Annotated in this window: 17 protein-coding genes, 1 tRNA gene and 3 rRNA genes; 17 read left to right on the forward strand and 4 right to left on the reverse strand. The window is 53.8% G+C overall.

Going from position 1 to position 22,039, the window contains the following annotated elements; genetic code table 11:
* Nucleotides 1–58 precede the first annotated feature (58 nt).
* Both ACKGJP_RS00915 and ACKGJP_RS00920 read right to left on the reverse strand, forming a co-directional pair.
* On the reverse strand, nucleotides 59–1,438 hold the full coding sequence (locus ACKGJP_RS00915) for a sensor histidine kinase (protein ID WP_409343846.1): 1,380 nt from the start codon (nucleotides 1,436–1,438) through the stop codon (nucleotides 59–61).
* Nucleotides 1,435–2,133: a response regulator transcription factor gene (locus ACKGJP_RS00920; RefSeq protein ID WP_409343847.1), complete on the reverse strand. Its 699-nt coding sequence runs from the start codon at nucleotides 2,131–2,133 to the stop codon at nucleotides 1,435–1,437. Before ACKGJP_RS00920 ends, ACKGJP_RS00915 begins: the two co-directional genes overlap by 4 nt.
* A 264-nt stretch (nucleotides 2,134–2,397) precedes the next feature.
* On the opposite strand from ACKGJP_RS00920, the gene ACKGJP_RS00925 reads away from it, so the two are divergent.
* The 7 genes from ACKGJP_RS00925 (at nucleotide 2,398) to rrf (ending at nucleotide 12,940) form a co-directional block, all read left to right on the forward strand.
* Nucleotides 2,398–3,087: a heptaprenylglyceryl phosphate synthase gene (locus ACKGJP_RS00925; protein ID WP_409343848.1), complete on the forward strand. Its 690-nt coding sequence runs from the start codon at nucleotides 2,398–2,400 to the stop codon at nucleotides 3,085–3,087.
* A gap of 54 nt (nucleotides 3,088–3,141) precedes the next feature.
* On the forward strand, nucleotides 3,142–5,436 hold the full coding sequence (gene pcrA / locus ACKGJP_RS00930) for a DNA helicase PcrA (protein WP_409343849.1): 2,295 nt from the start codon (nucleotides 3,142–3,144) through the stop codon (nucleotides 5,434–5,436).
* Nucleotides 5,437–5,495: 59 nt separating this feature from the next.
* The gene (gene ligA / locus ACKGJP_RS00935; RefSeq protein WP_409343850.1) at nucleotides 5,496–7,523 is read left to right on the forward strand and encodes an NAD-dependent DNA ligase LigA; all 2,028 of its coding nucleotides are present in this window, start codon (nucleotides 5,496–5,498) and stop codon (nucleotides 7,521–7,523) included.
* A 384-nt stretch (nucleotides 7,524–7,907) separates the two neighbouring features.
* Nucleotides 7,908–9,448, forward strand: a 16S ribosomal RNA gene (locus ACKGJP_RS00940).
* 95 nt (nucleotides 9,449–9,543) lie between these two features.
* A tRNA-Ala gene (locus ACKGJP_RS00945) sits at nucleotides 9,544–9,619 on the forward strand.
* 181 nt (nucleotides 9,620–9,800) lie between these two features.
* Nucleotides 9,801–12,720: ribosomal RNA gene (locus ACKGJP_RS00950) — 23S ribosomal RNA — on the forward strand.
* A gap of 103 nt (nucleotides 12,721–12,823) precedes the next feature.
* Nucleotides 12,824–12,940: ribosomal RNA gene (rrf, locus tag ACKGJP_RS00955) — 5S ribosomal RNA — on the forward strand.
* The 16S, 23S and 5S rRNA genes sit together here with 1 tRNA gene alongside, the layout of an rRNA operon.
* Before the next feature lie 169 nt (nucleotides 12,941–13,109).
* Here rrf and ACKGJP_RS00960 read toward each other — a convergent pair.
* A complete protein-coding gene (locus ACKGJP_RS00960) occupies nucleotides 13,110–13,637 on the reverse strand; it encodes a hypothetical protein (protein ID WP_409343851.1) in 528 nt (175 codons plus the stop codon).
* A gap of 227 nt (nucleotides 13,638–13,864) precedes the next feature.
* Here ACKGJP_RS00960 and ACKGJP_RS00965 point away from each other — a divergent pair, with 227 nt between their 5' ends.
* The 10 genes from ACKGJP_RS00965 to rsmI all read left to right on the forward strand — a co-directional run bounded on the left by ACKGJP_RS00965 (nucleotide 13,865) and on the right by rsmI (nucleotide 21,557).
* On the forward strand, nucleotides 13,865–14,050 hold the full coding sequence (locus ACKGJP_RS00965; protein ID WP_409343852.1) for a sigma factor G inhibitor Gin: 186 nt from the start codon (nucleotides 13,865–13,867) through the stop codon (nucleotides 14,048–14,050).
* Between the two features lie 107 nt (nucleotides 14,051–14,157).
* Nucleotides 14,158–15,648, forward strand: coding sequence for an aminotransferase class I/II-fold pyridoxal phosphate-dependent enzyme (locus ACKGJP_RS00970; RefSeq protein ID WP_409343853.1), 1,491 nt, complete (start codon nucleotides 14,158–14,160; stop codon nucleotides 15,646–15,648).
* 206 nt (nucleotides 15,649–15,854) lie between these two features.
* Nucleotides 15,855–16,484, forward strand: coding sequence for a dTMP kinase (tmk, locus tag ACKGJP_RS00975; protein ID WP_409343854.1), 630 nt, complete (start codon nucleotides 15,855–15,857; stop codon nucleotides 16,482–16,484).
* A 140-nt stretch (nucleotides 16,485–16,624) separates the two neighbouring features.
* The gene (locus ACKGJP_RS00980) at nucleotides 16,625–16,954 is read left to right on the forward strand and encodes a cyclic-di-AMP receptor (RefSeq protein WP_409343855.1); all 330 of its coding nucleotides are present in this window, start codon (nucleotides 16,625–16,627) and stop codon (nucleotides 16,952–16,954) included.
* Nucleotides 16,955–17,008: 54 nt separating this feature from the next.
* Nucleotides 17,009–17,455 carry a YaaR family protein gene (locus ACKGJP_RS00985; RefSeq protein ID WP_409343856.1) on the forward strand — a complete coding sequence of 149 codons (447 nt, stop codon included), beginning with the start codon at nucleotides 17,009–17,011 and terminating at the stop codon, nucleotides 17,453–17,455.
* Between the two features lie 13 nt (nucleotides 17,456–17,468).
* A complete protein-coding gene (gene holB / locus ACKGJP_RS00990; RefSeq protein ID WP_409343857.1) occupies nucleotides 17,469–18,446 on the forward strand; it encodes a DNA polymerase III subunit delta' in 978 nt (325 codons plus the stop codon).
* 113 nt (nucleotides 18,447–18,559) lie between these two features.
* A complete protein-coding gene (locus ACKGJP_RS00995) occupies nucleotides 18,560–19,357 on the forward strand; it encodes a stage 0 sporulation family protein (RefSeq protein ID WP_409343858.1) in 798 nt (265 codons plus the stop codon).
* Nucleotides 19,358–19,408: 51 nt separating this feature from the next.
* On the forward strand, nucleotides 19,409–19,744 hold the full coding sequence (locus ACKGJP_RS01000) for an initiation-control protein YabA (RefSeq protein ID WP_409343859.1): 336 nt from the start codon (nucleotides 19,409–19,411) through the stop codon (nucleotides 19,742–19,744).
* Nucleotides 19,745–19,807: 63 nt separating this feature from the next.
* A complete protein-coding gene (locus ACKGJP_RS01005) occupies nucleotides 19,808–20,590 on the forward strand; it encodes a tRNA1(Val) (adenine(37)-N6)-methyltransferase (protein ID WP_409343860.1) in 783 nt (260 codons plus the stop codon).
* Between the two features lie 97 nt (nucleotides 20,591–20,687).
* A complete protein-coding gene (gene rsmI / locus ACKGJP_RS01010) occupies nucleotides 20,688–21,557 on the forward strand; it encodes a 16S rRNA (cytidine(1402)-2'-O)-methyltransferase (protein WP_409343861.1) in 870 nt (289 codons plus the stop codon).
* 124 nt (nucleotides 21,558–21,681) lie between these two features.
* Here rsmI and ACKGJP_RS01015 read toward each other — a convergent pair whose 3' ends face one another.
* On the reverse strand, nucleotides 21,682–21,936 hold the full coding sequence (locus ACKGJP_RS01015) for an AbrB/MazE/SpoVT family DNA-binding domain-containing protein (protein WP_409343862.1): 255 nt from the start codon (nucleotides 21,934–21,936) through the stop codon (nucleotides 21,682–21,684).
* Nucleotides 21,937–22,039 lie beyond the last annotated feature (103 nt).

Below are 22,039 nucleotides of genomic sequence, written 5' to 3' on the forward strand. Positions count from 1 at the left end.
ACGGGATGGAGAGAATACCGCATAAGGCGGCTATAAGATGCGGCTCTTTCCGGCTTCATTAAGTTTCGGGGAACACCGGAAGCACAACGGCGAATGTCGTATGCTTCCCCCAGTCGCTGCTGACGGAAACGGTCCCTTTATGCGCCTCGACGAACTCCTTCACGATCGCGAGCCCAAGACCGAGACCGGTCATAGCGTCTGCTTTCCCGGTTTTGCGGGAGCCCCGGTAAAAACGCTCGAAGACGTGCGGGAGCTCCTCTTCCTCAATGCCCATTCCGTCGTCCGTTATGCGGATGACGGTTTGCCGTTCGCTGCCGGCCACCGCGATATGTACGCTCGTCCGCGAATGCCGGACGGCGTTCCCGATTATGTTGACCAGCACTTGCTGGATCCGCGATTCGTCTCCGTACGTTCGCGTCTCGCCGGGACAGTCGACGCTGATGCGGCAGCCGTTTTCCTCGGCTGCGGCCATGACCGCGTCAATGACCGAAGCCGTTAGCGCCCGCAGCGAGAACCAGCGCTTCTCGAGCGGCAGATGTCCGGATTCCGCCAGCGCCAGCTGCTGCAGGTCATGAACGAGCTTGGTCATACGGTACACTTCGTCGTGCAGCAAGACCAAACTTTCGGGCGCGAGAGGGGTTTGACGGACAAGCGCGTTCTCGAGCTGCGCCCGCATGACGGCAAGCGGCGTTCGAAGCTCGTGCGCAATATCCGCAATCATCGTCTTCCGTACCTTCTCGAGCTTGCGGATACGCGTTTCCAGCTGCTTCAGCAAGCTCTCGATATCCCGGTCAAGCTCGCTGCCGGACGGGCCGGCGGTAAGCTCTTCCCCACGACTGTTTCCGGCTTCGGACGAGTCGTTCGCCAAGCGCCGAAGCCTGCCGAGGACATGGAGGCGCGTTTCCGTTTCGCCTCTTCTCGTGAGCCTGGATAGGGCAAGAAAGAAACAGACGCCGGCCGCTCCGGCGGCTGCAATCAAGGCAAAGGTCCTCCAGTTGGACAGGCTGGGCTTGAGGACCGGCGCCGCGTCGAAGTAGCCGACAACCTCGCCTTGGTACAAAATCGGCGTATAGCTGCGGATGGCATCCGGCGCGGCCTTCTCGCTACCCGGGCCGAATACCGGCTTCAGCGAGGCGTCCCACAGCCGTAGCCCGCCGAGAGAACGGTCCGCGGCTTTGTCGGCCAGCGTTCGGCCGGCTATCCCGGACCATGAGCCTTGCATGCCGAACATCGCCGTTAGATAAGAATCCCAAAACAGATCGTTCCGTAGCTGTTCCTGTTCCCTGTGCGAGGCCGTCTGCCACCCGACGATGGCGGCCGATACGAGCGTGATCAGCAGAATGGCCCCGATTCCCCGTAACAAGACGGCTTCAGTCAATGCCATTTGGCGGATCGGCCGCGGCGGATTGCCGGCGGTCCCGTTTTCGGACGGCCTCATAAGCCGCCTCCGAACTTATAGCCGATTCCGAATACCGTCAGCACGTATTGCGGCTCGACCGGATTGTCCTCGATCTTCTTGCGCAAATTGCGGATATGCGAATCGATGGTCCGTTCGAAGCCGATATAGGCGTCGCCCAGCGCTTCATCCATAAGCTGCAAGCGGCTGTATACGCGGCCGGGGTGCTTGGCGAGCTGAAGAAGCAGCGCGAACTCGGTACGAGTAAGAGGGAGCTCCTCGCCTTTTTTGCGAACGGTATGCTTCCCCTCGTCGATGAGCAGTTCCCCTCTTACCCATTCGTGAGAGGAGGGGGCTGCGGCAGGCTCGTTCCCTTTGTTCGTTCGCCGGAGTACCGCTTTGATGCGCGCCTGCAGCTCGCGCATGCCGAACGGCTTGGTCAGATAGTCGTCAGCGCCGATTTCCAGCGCGAGCACCTTGTCGAATTCGTCGGACTTGGCGGTCAACATCATCACAGGGGTTTTCCACTTCGCTTGGATTTGCTTGCACAAGTCGATTCCGGAGCCGTCCGGCAGCATCCAGTCCAGCAAAATAAAATCGAATGCTTGTCCGTTCAGCGTCGCTTCAGCCTCCCGGACTGTTCGGGCACAGGCGACCGAAAAGCCTTCGGCTTGCAAAAAGGCTTGTCCTTCCTCGAGCAATCGCCGCTCATCTTCGATCCAAAGCAGACGGATCATACCACTCAACCCCCGATTCGGATTAGTAAAAATAAATAGGTGCCGTCACCGGAGATTTTAGCATGCCGGAGCCTTGTATCCAACCATAATTAGGCAACTAGAATTGACCGTTTCCCGGACTTTTGGTAATATAAGGATAACGTACATATGTTCGCTTGTCTACCTATTTGACAGGCCGAACTCCCCTCGCATAGACTAAAATTGGACTGCGGCAGTCGGGCTCGTTCTGAGCGCGGATTGCATGCGAAGCGGAGGGAAAAAGAATTGCCTATCGATATATCCGGCTGGAAGCATATATTTAAAATCGACCCCGACCGATACGTATCGGACGAGCACCTCGACTTGCTGTGCGAATCGGGGACGGATGCCATTATGGTAGGGGGTTCGAGCGGCGTTACTTTCGACAATACGGTGGATCTGCTGTCGCGCGTGCGGCGGTACGAGGTACCTTGCTTGCTGGAAATTTCTACGAGCGAAGCGATCGTGCCCGGCTTCGACGCCTACTTCGTTCCGGTGGTGATGAACACGGACGACGGGCAGTGGATAACGGGCCAGCAGCAGCAGGCGGTGCGCGATTTCGGCGCGACGATGGATTGGGATCTGATCGTCCCGGAAGCCTACGTCATATTGAATCGACATTCGACTGTGGCGAAGGTAACCGGAGCGACGGAGATCCGAGAAGACAAAGATTTGATCGCTTACGCCAGGCTGGCGGACAGATTATTCCGTTTTCCGGTATTGTATGTGGAATACAGCGGCACGTTCGGAGACATGGAACTGGTAAGGAAGGCCGCAGGGGTTCTTCGGCAAGCCAGGGTTTTCTATGGCGGCGGCATCGACGGGCCGGATAAGGCTCGTCTAGCTGCGGAAGCGGCGCATACGGTCGTCGTGGGCAATGTCATTTATGACGATATCGAGCGGGCGATATCGACGGTTCGAGCCGTTAAGGGGTAGCTATTTACCCGGCGCGCCGACTACAAGATTATCTCGGGAAGGACAATTACCTATATGAATGCAATGATCGACATCAATCAGGCCGTGGCCAAATTGAATCCGCAGCAACGACAGGCGGTCGAATCGGTTAACGGACCTCTTCTTATTATGGCAGGCGCAGGCAGCGGCAAAACGCGGGTGCTCACGCACCGGATCGCTTACTTGATCGCATCCCGCAGAGTAGCGCCGTGGAGCATTCTGGCGATCACGTTTACGAACAAAGCGTCGCGGGAAATGCAAGAACGCGTCGAGAAGCTCGTGGGCGGCTCGGCGCGCGACATTTGGGTATCGACGTTCCACTCCATGTGCGTGCGGATTTTGCGCAGAGACATTTCACGGATCGGATTTACCTCGAATTTCACGATATTGGATTCCGCCGACCAGTTGTCGGTTATTAAGACTTGTATGAAGGAACTGAACGTCGACACGAAGAAGTTCGAGCCGAAGGGCGTGCAAGCCGCCATGTCGAGCGCCAAGAACGAACTGATATCGCCGGAGCGCTACGCGGCCAAAATCGGCGATTATTTTACCGGACTGGTGGCGAAGGTCTACGAGCTCTATCAGAAGAAGCTGAGAAGCAACAACTCGCTCGACTTCGACGATCTGATCATGACGACGATCCAGCTGTTTCAAGAAGTGCCCGAAGTGCTCGAGCACTATCAAAATAAATTTCAATACATTCACGTGGACGAGTATCAGGATACGAACCGCGCGCAATATATGCTCTGTCAGATGCTCGCCGACAAGCACCACCGCATTTGCGTCGTGGGGGACAGCGATCAGTCGATTTACCGCTGGCGGGGAGCCGACATCTCGAATATTTTGAGCTTTGAGGAAGATTACCCGGAAGCGACAACGATTTTGCTGGAGCAGAACTACCGGTCGACCGGCAATATTCTGAACGCGGCCAACAAGGTCATTTCCAACAACACCGGCCGCAAGCCCAAAAACCTGTGGACCAGCAAGGAGGACGGGGCCAAAATTCGCCTGTTCGAGGCGGACACGGAGCATGAGGAAGGCTATTTTATCGCTTCGGAAATCAACAAAGGCGTTCAGCAAGGGAAATCGTTTTCGGATCATGCCATTTTGTATCGTACGAACGCCCAGTCCCGGGTTATCGAGGAAATTTTGATCAAATCCGAAATCCCTTATCAAATCGTAGGCGGCATCAAGTTCTACGACCGTAAGGAAATCAAGGATATTCTCGCTTACCTGCGGCTGATTTCCAACCCGGACGACGATATCAGCCTCATGCGGGTCGTCAACGTGCCGAAGCGGGGAATCGGCGATACGACCGTCGATAAGCTTTCGGAAAGAGCCGGTCAGCTCGGCGTCTCGCTTTTTGCGCTGCTCCGGAATTTAGACGACCTGGACATCAATAGCCGCACGAGAAATGCGCTTTACGATTTCCGCGATCTGGTCGACGACCTATCTCGCATGGTCGAATATTTATCGGTCACGGAGCTGACCGAAGCGATGCTGGAGAAGACCGAGTACAAGCTCGAGCTGCAGCGGGAACGCACGCTTGAAGCAACCTCGCGGCTGGAGAACATCGACGAGTTTCTGTCCGTTACGATCGACTTCGAGAAGCGGAACGAAGACAAGTCGCTTGTTTCTTTCCTGACGGACCTCGCTTTGATCGCCGATATCGATTCGATGGACAAAGACGCGGACGAGTCCGCGAAGAGCGCAATCGTGCTCATGACGATGCACAGCGCCAAGGGGCTGGAATTCCCGACCGTCTTTATTATCGGGCTGGAGGAGGGTGTGTTTCCGCACAGCCGGGCCTTCCAGGACAATGAAGAGCTGGAGGAAGAACGCCGCCTGGCATACGTCGGCATCACACGCGCGGAGAAGGAATTGTTCATGACAAGCGCACGTACGCGTACGCTGTTCGGACGGACGAACTCGAACATGCCTTCCCGGTTCCTGAAGGAAATCCCGGATGAGCTGAAAGAGTCGCTTTCCCCTGTTCGCGGCCGGGGACGCATGGGGGCGGCCGGGGGCGGCTGGAGCAGTTCCGGCGGCGGAGTAAGCTGGAGTGCTTCGCGCAGCGGGCAATCGGGCGGCGCCGTATCTGCAGGAGGCGCGCAGCCACCCGCGCGGATGCAGCCTGCCGCTCAAGCTGCAGGCGCAGGCAAATCGATCGATTTTACGACAGGCGACAAGGTGGCCCATGGCAAATGGGGGACCGGAACGGTCGTCGCCGTAAAAGGCAGCGGAGACGATACGGAGCTGCAAATCGCATTTCCCGCGCCGGTCGGCGTGAAGCGGCTGCTGGCCAAATTCGCCCCTATCACCAAAGTGTAGATGGGTTTCAGGTCCGTAAACACGGACGTAGTTTATAACTTAAGAGAGGATGATTTCCAGTGGCGGATCAAACGGCCCTTTTGCAGGAGCTGATCGACGAAATCAACCGGCATAACCATCTATACTACACTCTCGATACCCCGGAGCTCAGCGACAAAGACTACGACGTTCTTTATGACCGGCTGGTGGCGCTTGAGAAGGAAACGGGCGTCGTTTTGCCGAATTCGCCCACGCAGCGGGTCGGCGGCGACATTCTCAAGGGCTTCGACGAGCATAAGCATGCGGCCAGGCTATGGAGCCTCGATAAAGCGCAGAACCGCGAAGACCTTATGGCATGGCATACCCGCGCCCAAAAGCTTGTCGATCAGTATAATGCGGCACATGAGGAAGATCCGCTGCCTCCGCTCTCGTTTGTCGTGGAGCTGAAGTTCGACGGACTGACGCTTAATCTTACTTATGAAGGCGGCCAGCTTGTTCAAGCGGCCACTAGAGGCAACGGCGCGGTTGGCGAGGGCATTTTGGCGCAGGTTCGCACGATTCGCTCCATTCCTTTGCAAATTCCGTACAATGAAGGCGTTATCGAAGTGCAGGGGGAAGGCATGATGTTTCTGTCCGTGCTGGAAGCCTACAATAGAGCTGCGGAAACGAGCGGGAAAGAGGCTCTCAAAAATGCACGCAATGCCGCTGCCGGCGCGCTTCGTAACTTGAATCCGAAAGTAACGTCGGAGCGGAAGCTGAACGCGTTCATTTACAACGTTGGCTATGCGGACAGCCTGCAATTTGCCGATCACAAGGAAATGGTCGAGTTTTTGCGCGGCAACGGGTTCAAGGTGAATCCGTATGTCAAATTTCTCGATTCGATCGAGGAGGTTGCCGAAGAGCTCGAGAAGATCGCGGAGCAGCGCAGCAGCTTCGATTATTTAATCGATGGCGGCGTCGTCAAAATCAACGATATGCGTACCCGCGAGGCGCTCGGCTACACGGAGAAGTTCCCGCGATGGGCGGTTGCCTTCAAGTTTGAGGCGGAAGAGGCGACAACGACGCTCTTGTCCGTTTCGTGGGAAGTGGGACGCACAGGCAAGCTTACTCCCGTCGCCAAGGTGGAGCCGGTTGACCTGGCGGGCGTAACCGTGCAGAACTGTACCCTGAACAACATAGGAGACATCGAGCGCAAAAACTTGAAGCATGCACTCGGCAGCCTTGTTTATATTCGCCGCTCGAATGACGTCATTCCCGAAATACTCGGGAAAGTCACCGAGGAGAACGACGGAGCCGAAATAACCGCTCCGGAGTCCTGCCCCTCCTGCGGATCGGCGTTGGAGCAGCGCGGCGCGCATATTTTTTGTCCGAATAAGCTCGGCTGCCGGCCTCAGCTGATCGGGCGCATCACGCATTTCGCTTCGCGCGACGCCATGGACATCGATACGTTCAGCATTGCGACGGCTGAGCAATTGTACGATGAGCTAGGCGTACGAGACCCTGCGGATCTGTATTTTTTGAAATTCGACCAGTTGATCGGACTGGAACGATTCGGAGAAAAGAAGGCTACCAAGCTGCTAGACGCATTCGAGAAGAGCAAGAGCTGCGACCTGTCTTCCTTCTTGTTTGCGCTCGGCATTTCGAACACGGGCAAAACGACGACTAAAGTGCTGGCCGATTATTATCGAAGCCTCGATCTTATCATGCAGGCGACCAAAGAAGAGCTTGTCGGTCTTCCGGACATCGGAGATATCGTAGCGGACAGCATCGTATCTTTCTTTGCCGATCCGCTCATGCGCGATAGCATATCCCGTATGCTGGCGGCAGGCGTGACGCCGTTCGCCGAAGAGAAGACGGCTGTAGTCAATGAGGACAATCCGTTCAACGGCAAAACGGTCGTGCTTACCGGGACGCTGCAAACGATGGGGCGTGACGAGGCAGCCAAGAAGCTGGAGGCGCTCGGCGCAAAGGTGACCGGCAGCGTTTCGAAGAAGACCGACATCGTTATAGCCGGCGAGAGTGCCGGAAGCAAGCTGGCTAAAGCGCAGGAGCTCGGGATTCAGATCATCGACGACGAGCAAGAACTGAGACGCCTGTTAGGCGAGTAGGCATGGAATGAGCGAAGCGTCCGGAAACGGACGCTTTTCGCTTCACAGCTCTCATTATGCAGGCCATTTTCTTCCTCCTAAAAAAACGTAAGTTTATGCTTGCATTCCATTAAACATCTATGTTATATTGTTTCTCGCCGCTTCAAACCGGCTAGAAACGAAAAGCCAGCTCAAAAAGAAATTCAAAAAAAAGCTTGCAAAACGTTTTGAAATCTGATAACATACATTCTTGTCACGACGGCGACGCGAAAATAATCGCATCATGTCGAAAGGACAAAAAAGTTCCTTGAAAACTGAACAATGAGCGAATAAAGCCAGCAAAACAAAGCAACAAATCGCATGAGCAAGTCAATATCGAAATAAAACGAAGCCTCGGCTTCAACTTTTATGGAGAGTTTGATCCTGGCTCAGGACGAACGCTGGCGGCGTGCCTAATACATGCAAGTCGAGCGGATCTTTCCTTCGGGAAAGGTTAGCGGCGGACGGGTGAGTAACACGTAGGCAACCTGCCTGTAAGACCGGGATAACTCACGGAAACGTGTGCTAAGACCGGATAGTTGGTTTCTCCACCTGGAGAGATCAGGAAAGACGGTGCAAGCTGTCACTTACAGATGGGCCTGCGGCGCATTAGCTAGTTGGTGAGGTAACGGCTCACCAAGGCGACGATGCGTAGCCGACCTGAGAGGGTGAACGGCCACACTGGGACTGAGACACGGCCCAGACTCCTACGGGAGGCAGCAGTAGGGAATCTTCGGCAATGGACGAAAGTCTGACCGAGCAACGCCGCGTGAGTGATGAAGGTTTTCGGATCGTAAAACTCTGTTGCCAGGGAAGAAGGGTGAGGAGAGTAACTGCTCTTCATTTGACGGTACCTGAGAAGAAAGCCCCGGCTAACTACGTGCCAGCAGCCGCGGTAATACGTAGGGGGCAAGCGTTGTCCGGAATTATTGGGCGTAAAGCGCGCGCAGGCGGTTGTTTAAGTCTGATGTTTAAACCCAGGGCTCAACCTTGGGTCGCATTGGAAACTGGGCAACTGGAGTGTAGGAGAGGAAAGTGGAATTCCACGTGTAGCGGTGAAATGCGTAGAGATGTGGAGGAACACCAGTGGCGAAGGCGACTTTCTGGCCTATAACTGACGCTGAGGCGCGAAAGCGTGGGGAGCAAACAGGATTAGATACCCTGGTAGTCCACGCCGTAAACGATGCATGCTAGGTGTTAGGGGTTTCGATACCCTTGGTGCCGAAGTAAACACATTAAGCATGCCGCCTGGGGAGTACGCTCGCAAGAGTGAAACTCAAAGGAATTGACGGGGACCCGCACAAGCAGTGGAGTATGTGGTTTAATTCGAAGCAACGCGAAGAACCTTACCAGGTCTTGACATCTGGATGCAAGCGTTAGAGATAGCGCCCTCCTTCGGGACATCCAAGACAGGTGGTGCATGGTTGTCGTCAGCTCGTGTCGTGAGATGTTGGGTTAAGTCCCGCAACGAGCGCAACCCTTGATCTTAGTTGCCAGCATTAAGTTGGGCACTCTAGGATGACTGCCGGTGACAAACCGGAGGAAGGTGGGGATGACGTCAAATCATCATGCCCCTTATGACCTGGGCTACACACGTACTACAATGGCCGGTACAACGGGCTGCGAAACCGCGAGGTGGAGCGAATCCTAAAAAGCCGGTCTCAGTTCGGATTGCAGGCTGCAACTCGCCTGCATGAAGTCGGAATTGCTAGTAATCGCGGATCAGCATGCCGCGGTGAATACGTTCCCGGGTCTTGTACACACCGCCCGTCACACCACGAGAGTTTACAACACCCGAAGTCGGTGAGGTAACCGCAAGGAGCCAGCCGCCGAAGGTGGGGTAGATGATTGGGGTGAAGTCGTAACAAGGTAGCCGTATCGGAAGGTGCGGCTGGATCACCTCCTTTCTATGGAGATCATGATGGCTGTAGGCCGTCGGATCAATAAGCTGGTTTTACTCGCTCATGTTCAGTTTTGATGGAATTTTTAGTTCCATCCCTTTGGGGCCATAGCTCAGCTGGGAGAGCGCCTGCCTTGCAAGCAGGAGGTCAGCGGTTCGATCCCGCTTGGCTCCACCAAATAGACTCCAGAAAATGGTTGAAAAAAACCACTTGCAAAGAGTCGAAGAGATGTGTTACATTAGATCTCGCCGCTTTTGAGGCGGTAAGAAATAATGAAACGTTTGTTCCTTGAAAACTAGATAGCGAAGCAATGCAAAACATCCTTAGTTTTTTTGTAGCGATCTCGAGAGAGATCATTGGTTAAGCTACTAAGAGCACACGGAGGATGCCTAGGCGCTAGGAGCCGATGAAGGACGTGGCGAACAACGAAATGCCTCGGGGAGCCGTAAGCAGGCGTCGATCCGGGGATGTCCGAATGGGGGAACCCGCACGTGGTAATGCGCGTGTACCATACAGTGAATACATAGCTGTATCGGAGGCATACCCAGGGAACTGAAACATCTAAGTACCTGGAGGAAAAGAAAACAATAGTGATTCCGTCAGTAGCGGCGAGCGAACGCGGATTAGCCCAAACCAAGGAGCTTGCTCCTTGGGGTTGTGGGACGTCAATGTGGGAAAAGTTCGTTAGGTGAAGCGGTCTGGAAAGGCTCGCCATAGCAGGTAACAGCCCTGTAGCTCAAAACGAACGTATCCCTAGACGGATCCCGAGTAGTGCGGGGCACGTGAAACCCCGTATGAATCCGGCAGGACCATCTGCCAAGGCTAAATACTCCCTAGCGACCGATAGCGAAGCAGTACCGTGAGGGAAAGGTGAAAAGAACCGCGGGAGCGGAGTGAAATAGAACCTGAAACCGTGTGCTTACAAGAAGTCAGAGCCCGTTAATGGGTGATGGCGTGCCTTTTGTAGAATGAACCGGCGAGTTACGTTCACGTGCAAGGTTAAGCTGAAGAGGCGGAGCCGCAGCGAAAGCGAGTCTGAATAGGGCGAATGAGTACGTGGTCGTAGACCCGAAACCGTGTGATCTACCCCTGTCCAGGGTGAAGGTGCGGTAACACGCACTGGAGGCCCGAACCCACGAATGTTGAAAAATTCGGGGATGAGGTGGGGGTAGCGGAGAAATTCCAATCGAACTCGGAGATAGCTGGTTCTCCCCGAAATAGCTTTAGGGCTAGCCTCGGAATGAGAGTAGTGGAGGTAAAGCACTGATTGGGTGCGGGGCCCGCCAAGGGTTACCAAGTCCAGTCAAACTCTGAATGCCACATACTTCTGTCCGGGAGTCAGACAGTGAGTGCTAAGATCCATTGTCAAGAGGGAAACAGCCCAGACCATCAGCTAAGGTCCCCAAGTGTGTGTTAAGTGGGAAAGGATGTGGAGTTGCAAAGACAACCAGGATGTTGGCTTAGAAGCAGCCACCATTTAAAGAGTGCGTAATAGCTCACTGGTCGAGTGACTCTGCGCCGAAAATGTAACGGGGCTAAACACGCCACCGAAGCTATGGCTACAGCAGCAATGTTGTTGGGTAGGGGAGCGTTGTGTATAGGTTGAAGGTCGATCGTAAGGACGGCTGGACAGTACACAAGTGAGAATGCCGGTATGAGTAACGAAAAGACAAGTGAGAATCTTGTCCGCCGAAAGCCTAAGGGTTCCTGAGGAAGGCTCGTCCGCTCAGGGTAAGTCGGGACCTAAGGCGAGGCCGAAAGGCGTAGTCGAAGGACAACAGGTTGATATTCCTGTACCACCGTAGCCGTTTGAACGACGGGGTGACGCAGAAGGGCAAGGACGCAGACGGATGGAAGTGTCTGTCCAAGCAGTGAGGCTGATGTGTAGGCAAATCCGCACATCGTGAAGGCTGGGCTGTGATGGGGAGGGAAATTTCGAAAGTACCGAAGGTCTTGTACTCATGCTGCCAAGAAAAGCCTCTAGTGAGGCGAAGGTGCCCGTACCGCAAACCGACACAGGTAGGCGAGCAGAGCATGCTAAGGCGCGCGGAAGAACTCTCGTTAAGGAACTCGGCAAAATGACCCCGTAACTTCGGGAGAAGGGGTGCCTCGGTAGGGTGAATAGCCCGAGGGGGCCGCAGTGAAAAGGCCCAAGCGACTGTTTAGCAAAAACACAGGTCTGTGCGAAGCCGCAAGGCGAAGTATACGGGCTGACGCCTGCCCGGTGCTGGAAGGTTAAGGGGAGCGGTTAGGGGCAACCCGAAGCTGTGAACCGAAGCCCCAGTAAACGGCGGCCGTAACTATAACGGTCCTAAGGTAGCGAAATTCCTTGTCAGGTAAATTCTGACCCGCACGAATGGCGTAACGACTTGGGCGCTGTCTCAACGAGAGATCCGGTGAAATTTTAATACCTGTGAAGATGCAGGTTACCCGCGACAAGACGGAAAGACCCCATGGAGCTTTACTGCAGCTTGATATTGGACTTGGGTACGATCTGTACAGGATAGGTGGGAGCCTTAGAAGCATGAGCGCCAGCTTGTGTGGAGGCGACGTTGGGATACCACCCTGATCGTATCTAGGTTCTAACCTACTCCCGTGATCCGGGAGAGGGACCGTGTCAGGCGGGCAGTTTGACTGGGGCGGTCGCCTCCTAAAGCGTAACGGAGGCGCCCCAAGGTTCCCTCAGAATGGTTGGAAATCATTCGAAGAGTGCAAAGGCATAAGGGAGCTTGACTGCGAGACAGACAAGTCGAGCAGGGACGAAAGTCGGGCTTAGTGATCCGGTGGTACCGAATGGAAGGGCCATCGCTCAACGGATAAAAGCTACCCTGGGGATAACAGGCTTATCTCCCCCAAGAGTCCACATCGACGGGGAGGTTTGGCACCTCGATGTCGGCTCATCGCATCCTGGGGCTGAAGTAGGTCCCAAGGGTTGGGCTGTTCGCCCATTAAAGCGGTACGCGAGCTGGGTTCAGAACGTCGTGAGACAGTTCGGTCCCTATCTGTCGCGGGCGCAGGAAATTTGAGAGGAGCTGTCCTTAGTACGAGAGGACCGGGATGGACGTACCGCTGGTGTACCAGTTGTTCCGCCAGGAGCATCGCTGGGTAGCCAAGTACGGACGGGATAAGCGCTGAAAGCATCTAAGCGTGAAGCCCCCCTCAAGATGAGATTTCCCAGTATGTAAGACCCCTTGAAGACGACGAGGTAGATAGGTTCGAGGTGGAAGTGCAGCAATGCATGCAGCTGACGAATACTAATCGGTCGAGGGCTTATCCAACATCTTTGCATCGACAGGTGTAAGGACTACGAAGGAACAAGGATGAATGCAGAACTTCGCATCTAGTTTTCAGGGAGTAAACCCCCTGTATATGGGCAACATGTTTGGTGACGATGGCGGAGGGGAACCACGCGTACCCATCCCGAACACGACCGTTAAGCCCTCCAGCGCCGATTGTACTTGATCCGCAGGGATCTGGGAGAGTAGGACGTTGCCAAGCAGCTCGCAGCACCATCACTGGATAACCAGTGATGGTGCTGCTTTTTTGTTGTGAAGAACGATAGAAAATGGCTGGCACACTCGCAAACTGCTCTATATTCTGCTGTATGAACGGGCATTATTAAAGAAACCCCGAGCCGGAACGTGCTCGAGGTACGGACGTAACGATATTATGCGATGTAGAACGACGAATCGAGCGGATTGCATTTGATTAGACCGGTTTTGTTGAGCTTGCGGAATCTCCAAAGGTGGAGGAAACGGGGGAATAGCACCCAAGTATGCATGATCAGCAAACTGTAGAAATAGACGGGTTCCACCCAAAGGTATGTCATAGCGATAACCGCCGTACCGACGACGAATAGATGAAGATGCAGGCGCTTGAACAGAGAAGCGGCAATAAAGCCATCGGGCAAATAGCCGACGGACGGGAAGTCGAGCTTTATTTTCCATACGTTGCGGTTGTTCGCATGCGCGAGGGATAACAGCTGACGCAGCAGCAAAACGTGCAGAAGCTGGACGATCACATAGGCGATCAGAATAGAAACGACTGCGCGTATGCCGAATGTCGTAAACAGAAGGGTCGTTCCAAGCAGAAGCGCGCCGGCATACATGGTTTTGTAGTATTTGCTGTAAGGAATTTTCTTGAGCAGCGTGTAGTTGTAGATGGTGGATTGTTCGGATAAATGACGATCTTTCATGGTGCCTCCCGACGCAAAATGGACATGATTCCTATATTCATTATCGGCTAGAACAAGGCAGATTGGAAGAGCAGTACGGATTTCATTCTTTCGGAATGATTGGTACATACACGCGGCGCCCTTTTTTCTCATATGAATATACAAAGCAATGAAAGACGTTGCGGAAAATTAGTTTAAGAGGTTTGGTTATCGGTTATACTAATAGAAAAAGAATCGGGGTGACGCTTATGGAAGAGCCGAAGCAAAGCGTCTGTATCATATGCAACGAACCGAAGGCGGAGGGAATCGTTGTCGTATCGGAATTTATTTGTGAAGAATGTGAAGCGGAAATGGTCCGTACGGACGTGCAAGACGCGAAATATCCGTTTTTCATCAATCAGATGAAGCAGATTTGGTACAGTAAAAATGCATAAGCGAACGGATGACATCGCTACAGATTTATTTTATTATAGAGGTAAGGGGGATAAGCAGATTATCCTCCTTTTTGCTATGCGGAAAGCCGGTTGATGGGGGAATAGACATGGACAAGCATCGGGCGCCTATATATGAAAAAATGATTGCGCACCATTTTCAAAGTACGGCGAGTTTTCACGTACCGGGCCATAAGAACGGACGGGGCGTGTATCCGGAAGCCAACGCTTTTTTTGCCGGCGTAATGGGTATTGATTTCACGGAGATAAGCGGACTGGATGATCTGCATAGACCTTCGGGAGCCATAAAAGACGCGCAGGAGCTGGCGGCGGCATGCTTTGGCGCGGAGGAAACCCTGTTTCTCGTTGGCGGGAGCACGGTAGGCAATTTGGCGCTGATCACGGCGCTTTGCGGATCGGACGATATCCTGATCGTGCAGCGGAATGTACATAAGTCGGTGCTGCACGGGCTGATGCTGGCGGGAGCGAAAGCGGTATTCGTATCTCCGCGATGGGACGAGGATTCGCATCTGGCTACCGGCGCTTGTCCGGAAGATATTCGGAGAGCGATAGAAGCCTATCCCGAGGCGAAAGGCGTATTGCTGACGAATCCGAATTATTACGGCATGGGCATTGATCTGGCGCCAATAGCCGGGCTACTCCGCAGCCATGGAATACCGCTGATCGTCGACGAGGCGCATGGCGCGCATTTCGGGCTCCATCCCGGCGTGCCGGTTTCGGCATTATCATGCGGTGCGGATGCGGTCGTGCAATCCACGCATAAAATGCTCACGGCCATGACGATGGGCGCGATGCTTCATTTGCAGGGCGAGCTCGTAAACCGTGCCGAAGTGAAGCAGCGGCTTGCGATGCTGCAAAGTTCGAGCCCTTCTTACCCGATTATGGCTTCTCTTGATTTGGCTCGTCTGGACGCGGCCGTAAACGGACGGAGCAAAATCGGAACGGGGCTGGAACGTATCGCCCGGCTTCGCGAACGCATTTTGGCTTTAGGGTGCTACAAGCTGGTCGATCGCAAGGCGAGCACGACGGCCTTTGAAACGCTGGATCCTTTCAAGCTCACCGTTTCGGAACGCACGGGCACGTTGGACGGTTTTATGCTGCAGGAGGAGCTGGAGAAACGGGGCTGCTTTGCGGAATTGGCCGATGCCGAGCATGTGCTGCTTGTAGGTAGTCTGGCTTCGGCTTCCGAGGATTATGAACGTTTGTACGAAGCTTTGGCGGACATTGCGGAAAGCCGAGGCTTACTCTTCGCTTCCGAATCCGAAATCAAGGGCGGTAAACGGACTAGGCGGGATGGCAACGTGTGGGGAAGCGAATTCACGGGTAACCTATCGGAGCCCGTATCTTTTCGTATGTCCAAGCAGCGTGGAGAAGCCGTTGCGGTTCCGATCGAACGGGCTTTAGGCCTCATATCGGCTGAAATGATCATCCCTTATCCTCCGGGGATTCCCTTGCTGTATCCGGGAGAACGGCTTACGCAAGCATGCATCGAAGAGCTGGAGCGTCTAGCCGAATGCGGCGCGCGTTTTCAAGGAGCGACGGACGAAAAGCTCAAGTATGTCTATATTTTGGCGGAATGACTTCTTATCAAGGAAGCGGCTTAAACGGGAGCGTCAGGGCTGACAAGTAGAGACAAGGGACCGAAAGCAGACATATTGGCGTTAAATCCTCAGAAAACATGATTTTTCGCGATTTATCGCAGGTTTTCGGGCTGAAAAAGAGGAATTCCTACGAAAATAATAGAATATACCTATATACCGAATAAACGACGAATGGAGCATCTCCGATGAACAAAGGGCTATTTATCACAATAGAAGGCGGAGAAGGCGCCGGCAAGACGTCGATGATCGGGCGGATCCAAGCATTATTGTCGCAAAAGGGACGTACGGTAGTGGTCACGCGGGAGCCTGGCGGTATCGAAATCGCCGAGCAAATCCGCGAGGTGCTGCTTAATCCGAAGCATACCGCAATGGATGAACGTACGGAAGCGCTGCTATATGCGGCTGCCCGCAGGCAGCATCTGGTTGAAAAGGTCGCTCCTGCGCTGGAACGAGGAGACATCGTGCTGTGCGATCGATTTATCGACAGCAGTCTCGCATACCAAGGGTATGCGCGCAGGCTCGGTATCGATGAAGTGCTCTCGATCAATACATTTGCGATCGGGACGCTGATGCCCGACTTGACGTTTTATTTCGATCTGGATCCGGAAGTGGGGCTTGCCCGCATTCGTTCGAACGAAGGCCGCGAGGTGAACCGTCTGGATCTGGAGAAGCTTGATTTTCATCACCGGGTTCGCCAAGGCTATTTGGAGGTAGCGCTTCGCTTTCCGGAGCGTATCGTTAAGGTAAATGCCGACAGGCCGCAGGACGATGTGTTTGCCGACGTAAAAGCGGTATTGGACCGTCATCTGGAGTAGCCGAAGCGATTCGCGAACGCATGCGAACGTATTGGCGTATAGTGTATAATAGAACCTATACGCAAATGTTGTCTTTTGTCTGCTTTTACTAGCAGAACGGTTTGCTTTTTTGCTGTATAATTTTATAAGGAGGGATTGCCATGAAGCTGGTCATTGCCGTAGTGCAGGACAAAGATAGCAATCGTCTTTCCAATGCATTAATTAAAGCGGGGTTCCGTGCGACCAAGCTAGCGAGTACCGGCGGATTTTTGCGGGCGGGGAACACGACATTTATGATCGGTGTCGAGGATGACCGCGTACCCGAAGTGATGCAAGTCATCAAGTCCAACTGTAAAGTCAGGGAGCAGCTGGTTACGCCGGTATCGCCGATGGGCGGCACGACCGATTCATACATCCCGTTCCCTGTTGAGGTTCAAGTTGGCGGTGCGGCTGTATTCGTACTTCCGGTCGAGCGTTTCGAACACTACTGATCGATAGCGGATTCATCCGATTGCAATGCGATAGAAGGAAGGTAGGGCATTCCGATGAAAATCAATCCGGGTTGGCGCCCCTTCGGCAACGAAATAAAGCCGGCCGACAATCAGACCAGCCGGGACGTCCAGGCTAAAACGTTCTCCGACATGATGCGGCAAAACGGGGAGCAGGCGTCGACCCATGAGCTGAATCGGATGATCCAGCAAATTCAGCTGCAAAGCGAACGGCTGGCGAAGTCGATGACGGTACGCGAACTTCGCCAGTATAAGTCGTTGATCAAGCGGTTTCTTGAAGAAACCGCGAGAAGAGGCGTCCATCTCCGCGAGACGCGGGGCTGGGACCGGCGCGGCCGTACCAAGAGATATAAGCTGCTGGAGGAAATCGACGAGAAGCTGCTTTCCATGGCCGATGAGCTTCTTGAAGACGAACAGGGCAGAATCGAGCTGCTCCAGAAGATCGGCGAAATTCGCGGCATGCTGATCAACTTTTTATTTTAACGGGGACCTACTCATGTCATTTCAAACGATACCCGGCCAGGAGCGTGCCAAACGCATGCTGCAGAACGGGCTGCAGCAGGACACGTTATCGCATGCCTATATTTTTAGCGGTCCGGTCGGCTCCGGTCGAGAGCGGATGGCGCTCGCTCTGGCGAAAGCGGTTTTTTGTACGGAAAATCGCGAAGAAGCATGCGGGCAATGTCTGGCATGCCGCAAGGCAGAGCACGGCAACCATCCGGATTTATATGTGATCGAGCCGGACGGAGCTTCTATTAAAATAGACCAAATTCGCGACCTGCAGAAGCAGTTTGCCTACCGAACAGGCGCAGGACAACGGAAGATCGTCATCCTGAAGCAGGCGGAAAAAATGACGCTGCAGGCAGCGAACAGCCTGCTCAAATTTTTGGAGGAGCCGCAATCGGCTATGATCGCCATCATGATTGCGGAGAACGGACAAGCGCTGCTGCCGACGATTCGTTCGCGGGCGCAATGGATTCCGTTCACGCCGATGGCCAAAAGGGCTATGGAACAGCTGCTAGTCGGCGAAGGGAATTCCCATTCCATCGTTCGCGCAGCGGCGCAGTTGACCGCCGGTCTCGACGCAGCCCGCTCGCTAGTACAGGAGCCGTGGTTTGCAGAAGCTAGAAACGTAGTGATACAATTGGCTAAAGACACGCTTACCCGCTTGCCGGGAGCGGCTGTCGCGGCACAGCAGAAGGTGGTTAAGACGGAGCTTGCGGAACGTTTGCCTGTTCTGCTCGATCTGTGGCTGCTATGGCTGAAAGATATGATTCAACTGCAATCGGGAAACAAAGAGGATATCGTTTATATAGATCAAGCGGAGGCTATGATGCCGCTAGCGCTCTCTAAGGGACCGCAGTACTGGGTCGCTTGCATGGAGCACGTACTGGAAGCGCAAAAACGGCTTCGAACGAACGCCAATCCGCAGCTTGTGCTGGAACAGCTTATGATTGCCATGAATGACGCATAATCGTTAGGCGTTAACCGTCAGCTTGAACGCCGGCAACAGCGCGAAGGAGTTGCGGCGGCAGCAGCGCTATCCGCTTGATGAATGGACAAGTTACACACCTGGGGGTGATATTCGTGTATTCCGTAGTAGGCGTTCGCTTTAAGAAAGCGGGCAAAATATTTTACTTCGATCCGATCGATCTGCAAATACAGAAGGAAAGTCACGTCATTGTCGATACGGCCCGCGGCCTCGAATATGGGAAAGTGGTTATAGGCAAAAGGGATGTGCCGGAGAATGATGTCGTTCTGCCGCTCAAGAAAGTAATCCGTCAGGCCAATACTAATGACGAACAAATCGTCTCTTCTAATAAAATCGCTGCGCAGGAGGCTTTCGGGACTTGCCTCAATGCGTTTAAAGATTATAAAATGAAGCTGATCGACGTCGAATATACGTTCGACCGCAGCAAGCTGTTCTTCTACTACACGGCGGAAGGCCGCGTCGATTTCCGGGAATTGTTGAAACACCTGGTCAAGCTTTACCGTACGCGTGTCGAGCTGCGGCAAATCGGAGTCCGGGATGAGGCCAAACTGCTTGGCGGAATCGGTCCGTGCGGGCGGACGCTATGCTGCTCGACGTTCCTCGGCGATTTTGAGCCGGTCTCGATCAAGATGGCTAAGGATCAGAATTTGTCGCTCAATCCGACGAAAATATCGGGCCTTTGCGGCCGTCTCATGTGTTGCCTCAAATATGAGCATGATAACTATGAGAGTGCGAAGGACGAGTTGCCGCGTGTAGGCAGATTGGTGGTTACATCCCTCGGCAACGGCAAGGTTGTCGGGCTGAATACGGAAGAGCGCACGATAAAGGTTCAAATTTTTGACCTTGGCAAAGTGGTGGAGCTTCCGTCGGAGGATGTAGCCGAGCAGGAATAAATAGGGAACGATTATTCAAGGCGGCGGATTTCGTAGCACTGGGGTGAAACGGTGGATAATCAGGATCTTTTTGGACAAATGGAGCGGATGGAGGAGCAGTTCGCCCTTGCTTGCGCCGATATGACAGCATTGAAGGCGAAGTTTGTTCAACTGCTTGAGGAAAACAAGCGGCTAACGATCGAAAATCAGCAGCTGCGCAAACTGTTGAAGAAAGACCCTTCCCAAGAAGTTTCCGGCCGTTCCGGGAAGGAAGTCCCGGCTGTCGGGGAAGGGTATGACAATTTGGCGCGTCTCTATCATGAAGGCTTTCATATATGCAATGTGTATTATGGACATTTGCGGATGGAAGGCGACTGTCTCTTCTGTTTGTCCTTCCTAAATAAATAATGCCCGCCGTAGAGAGTGGATCTCTGCGGCTTTTTTTGAAATGCAGGAAAAGCGAGGCTACCGATGACAACCGTTACTTTACAGCCGAATGAACGGCTTGACGATTTATTGACGGAGCAATTGAAAATCATACAAAGCGATGAAGTATTCAGCTTCTCGATGGACGCCGTGCTGCTGGCACGATTCGCAACCGTTCCGCCCCGGGGGAAGGTCATTGACCTATGTACGGGCAACGGCGTCGTGCCTTTGCTGCTCTCGACCCGCACGAAGGCGTCGATTGTCGGCGTAGAGATTCAAGACCGGCTGGCGGACATGGCCCGGCGAAATGTCGTGCTAAACAAGCTGGAGGGACAAATCGAGATGCTGCACGGGGATCTTCGAACGATCCATGAGGAGCTTGGCCATGGCGTATATGATGCGGTGACGGTAAATCCGCCCTATTTGCCGGTACAAGCAGGCGAACAGAACGTAAACAATCACATTGCCGCCGCACGGCACGAAATTTATTGTACGCTTGAGGATGTCGTGTCCGCATCCAGCAGACTTGTCCGCACAGGAGGGCGTGTAACGATGGTGCACCGGCCTTCCCGGCTGATCGATATTGTCCTCTTGATGAGGCAGGCCAGATTGGAGCCGAAACGGATTCGCTTCGTCCACCCGAGAGAGGGAGCCGAGGCGAATATGGTACTTGTTGAAGCCCTTCGCGACGGGAAGCCGGATCTTCGGATGCTGCCGCCCCTCGTTGTCTATAATGAAGAAGGCCGCTATTGCGAAGAGTTGATGCGTATCTATTACGGAGAATCGCGGGAGCTGGGCGGTCAGCCTGCGGAAGGCGGCAAGGAGTAGGAAAAAGCGGCTCAAAATCGTAGACTGCGATGTATGACAGCGGCCGCAAACGGTGCAAACTGAAAGATAGATACCAAAAGAGACAGGAGAGTTTGGTGTGGACGTACAGCAAAGCTACCGCCAGGAGGGTGCGCAGGGAACGCTTTATCTGGTAGGAACCCCGATCGGCAATCTTGAGGATATGACGTTTCGCGCCATCCGCATTCTGAAGGAAGTCGCATGGATTGCAGCGGAGGATACGCGGCAGACGCGCAAGCTGCTTACGCATTATGACATTCAAACGAGAATGGTCAGCTATCATGAGCATAACAAGGAAGCCAGCGGCAAAGAGCTTGTCCGGCTGATGCAGGACGGACAGTCGGTGGCGCTGGTGAGCGATGCCGGCTTGCCGGCTATTTCCGATCCGGGGTATGAGCTGGTCAAGGCGGCTGTGGAGCAGGGAATTGCCGTCGTGCCGATACCGGGGGCCAATGCGGCTTTATCGGCGCTGATCGTATCGGGTCTGCCGACGGAACGATTTCTGTTTGCCGGCTTCCTGCCCCGGGACCGCAAAAGCATGCATGAGGAGCTGAAACGGCTGCAGCCGGCTGAAGCGACTCTCTTATTCTACGAATCGCCTCACCGGATCGCCAAGACCATCGATCATATGCTCGAGGTATGGGGAAATCGGGAAGCAGCTCTCGTTCGCGAGCTGACGAAGCGATACGAGGAGGTTGCTCGCGGGACGCTAGAGGAAGCGCAGGCTTTTTTACGAGAGAACGAGCCACTTGGAGAATACTGTCTGGTGGTGGCGGGAGTAAGCAAAGAAGAACGGACGCTGGCGGAAGCCGGATGGTGGAGCGGCTTTACGCCGGAGCAGCACGTGGAGCACTATACCCGGCAAGGGCTGGACAAAAAGGAAGCAATCAAAAAAACGGCAGCCGATAGAGGCGTGCCGAAGCGCGAGATTTATAATCTGTTTGTATAAGTTCCTACATAAAAAAAGGATCCTGAGCCAGCGGTGACAAGCACTCGCGACGCTCAGGAACTAGAGGAGATATGAAAAAGGTTAGAATTAACAAATGGGATAATTCTATTATAACCGATATTTCTTATTTTGTCACAGGTGTTGGCATTTCGGACAAACAAACATGACAAACTATTTTTCCTTTGAAATATGTAACGTTCTCGGCATTACCGCAGAAGATACATGCAGGCTCGTATTTTTTGAGCATGATGCGCTCGCCGTCTACATAAATCTCCAGCGCGTCTTTCTCCCCGATGCCCAGTGTGCGGCGCAATTCGATTGGAATAACAACCCGTCCCAGTTCGTCTACTTTTCTAACAATGCCCGTGGACTTCATCATAATATATTTTTCCCCTCTCTATCATAAATCGTCATTATTCGACAAAACTTTCGTCTTTTATGATACCAACCATTCCCAAAATAGTCAACCTATTTCGACGTGG

Source organism: Paenibacillus litoralis, from assembly GCF_046244365.1.
GTDB lineage: Bacteria > Bacillota > Bacilli > Paenibacillales > NBRC-103111 > Paenibacillus_V.

What these genes read in the sequence shown, in the direction of transcription:
- ACKGJP_RS00985 (WP_409343856.1), top strand. Translation starts at nt 17,009, where the DNA reads ATGAAAATCAATCCGGGTTGGCGCCCCTTCGGCAACGAAATAAAGCCG.
- ACKGJP_RS01005 (WP_409343860.1), top strand. Translation starts at nt 19,808, where the DNA reads ATGACAACCGTTACTTTACAGCCGAATGAACGGCTTGACGATTTATTG.
- ACKGJP_RS00970 (WP_409343853.1), top strand. Translation starts at nt 14,158, where the DNA reads ATGGACAAGCATCGGGCGCCTATATATGAAAAAATGATTGCGCACCAT.
- ACKGJP_RS00960 (WP_409343851.1), bottom strand. Translation starts at nt 13,637, where the DNA reads ATGAAAGATCGTCATTTATCCGAACAATCCACCATCTACAACTACACG.
- ACKGJP_RS00965 (WP_409343852.1), top strand. Translation starts at nt 13,865, where the DNA reads ATGGAAGAGCCGAAGCAAAGCGTCTGTATCATATGCAACGAACCGAAG.
- ACKGJP_RS00915 (WP_409343846.1), bottom strand. Translation starts at nt 1,438, where the DNA reads ATGAGGCCGTCCGAAAACGGGACCGCCGGCAATCCGCCGCGGCCGATC.
- holB (WP_409343857.1), top strand. Translation starts at nt 17,469, where the DNA reads ATGTCATTTCAAACGATACCCGGCCAGGAGCGTGCCAAACGCATGCTG.
- pcrA (WP_409343849.1), top strand. Translation starts at nt 3,142, where the DNA reads ATGAATGCAATGATCGACATCAATCAGGCCGTGGCCAAATTGAATCCG.
- tmk (WP_409343854.1), top strand. Translation starts at nt 15,855, where the DNA reads ATGAACAAAGGGCTATTTATCACAATAGAAGGCGGAGAAGGCGCCGGC.
- ACKGJP_RS01015 (WP_409343862.1), bottom strand. Translation starts at nt 21,936, where the DNA reads ATGATGAAGTCCACGGGCATTGTTAGAAAAGTAGACGAACTGGGACGG.
- ACKGJP_RS00980 (WP_409343855.1), top strand. Translation starts at nt 16,625, where the DNA reads ATGAAGCTGGTCATTGCCGTAGTGCAGGACAAAGATAGCAATCGTCTT.
- ACKGJP_RS00920 (WP_409343847.1), bottom strand. Translation starts at nt 2,133, where the DNA reads ATGATCCGTCTGCTTTGGATCGAAGATGAGCGGCGATTGCTCGAGGAA.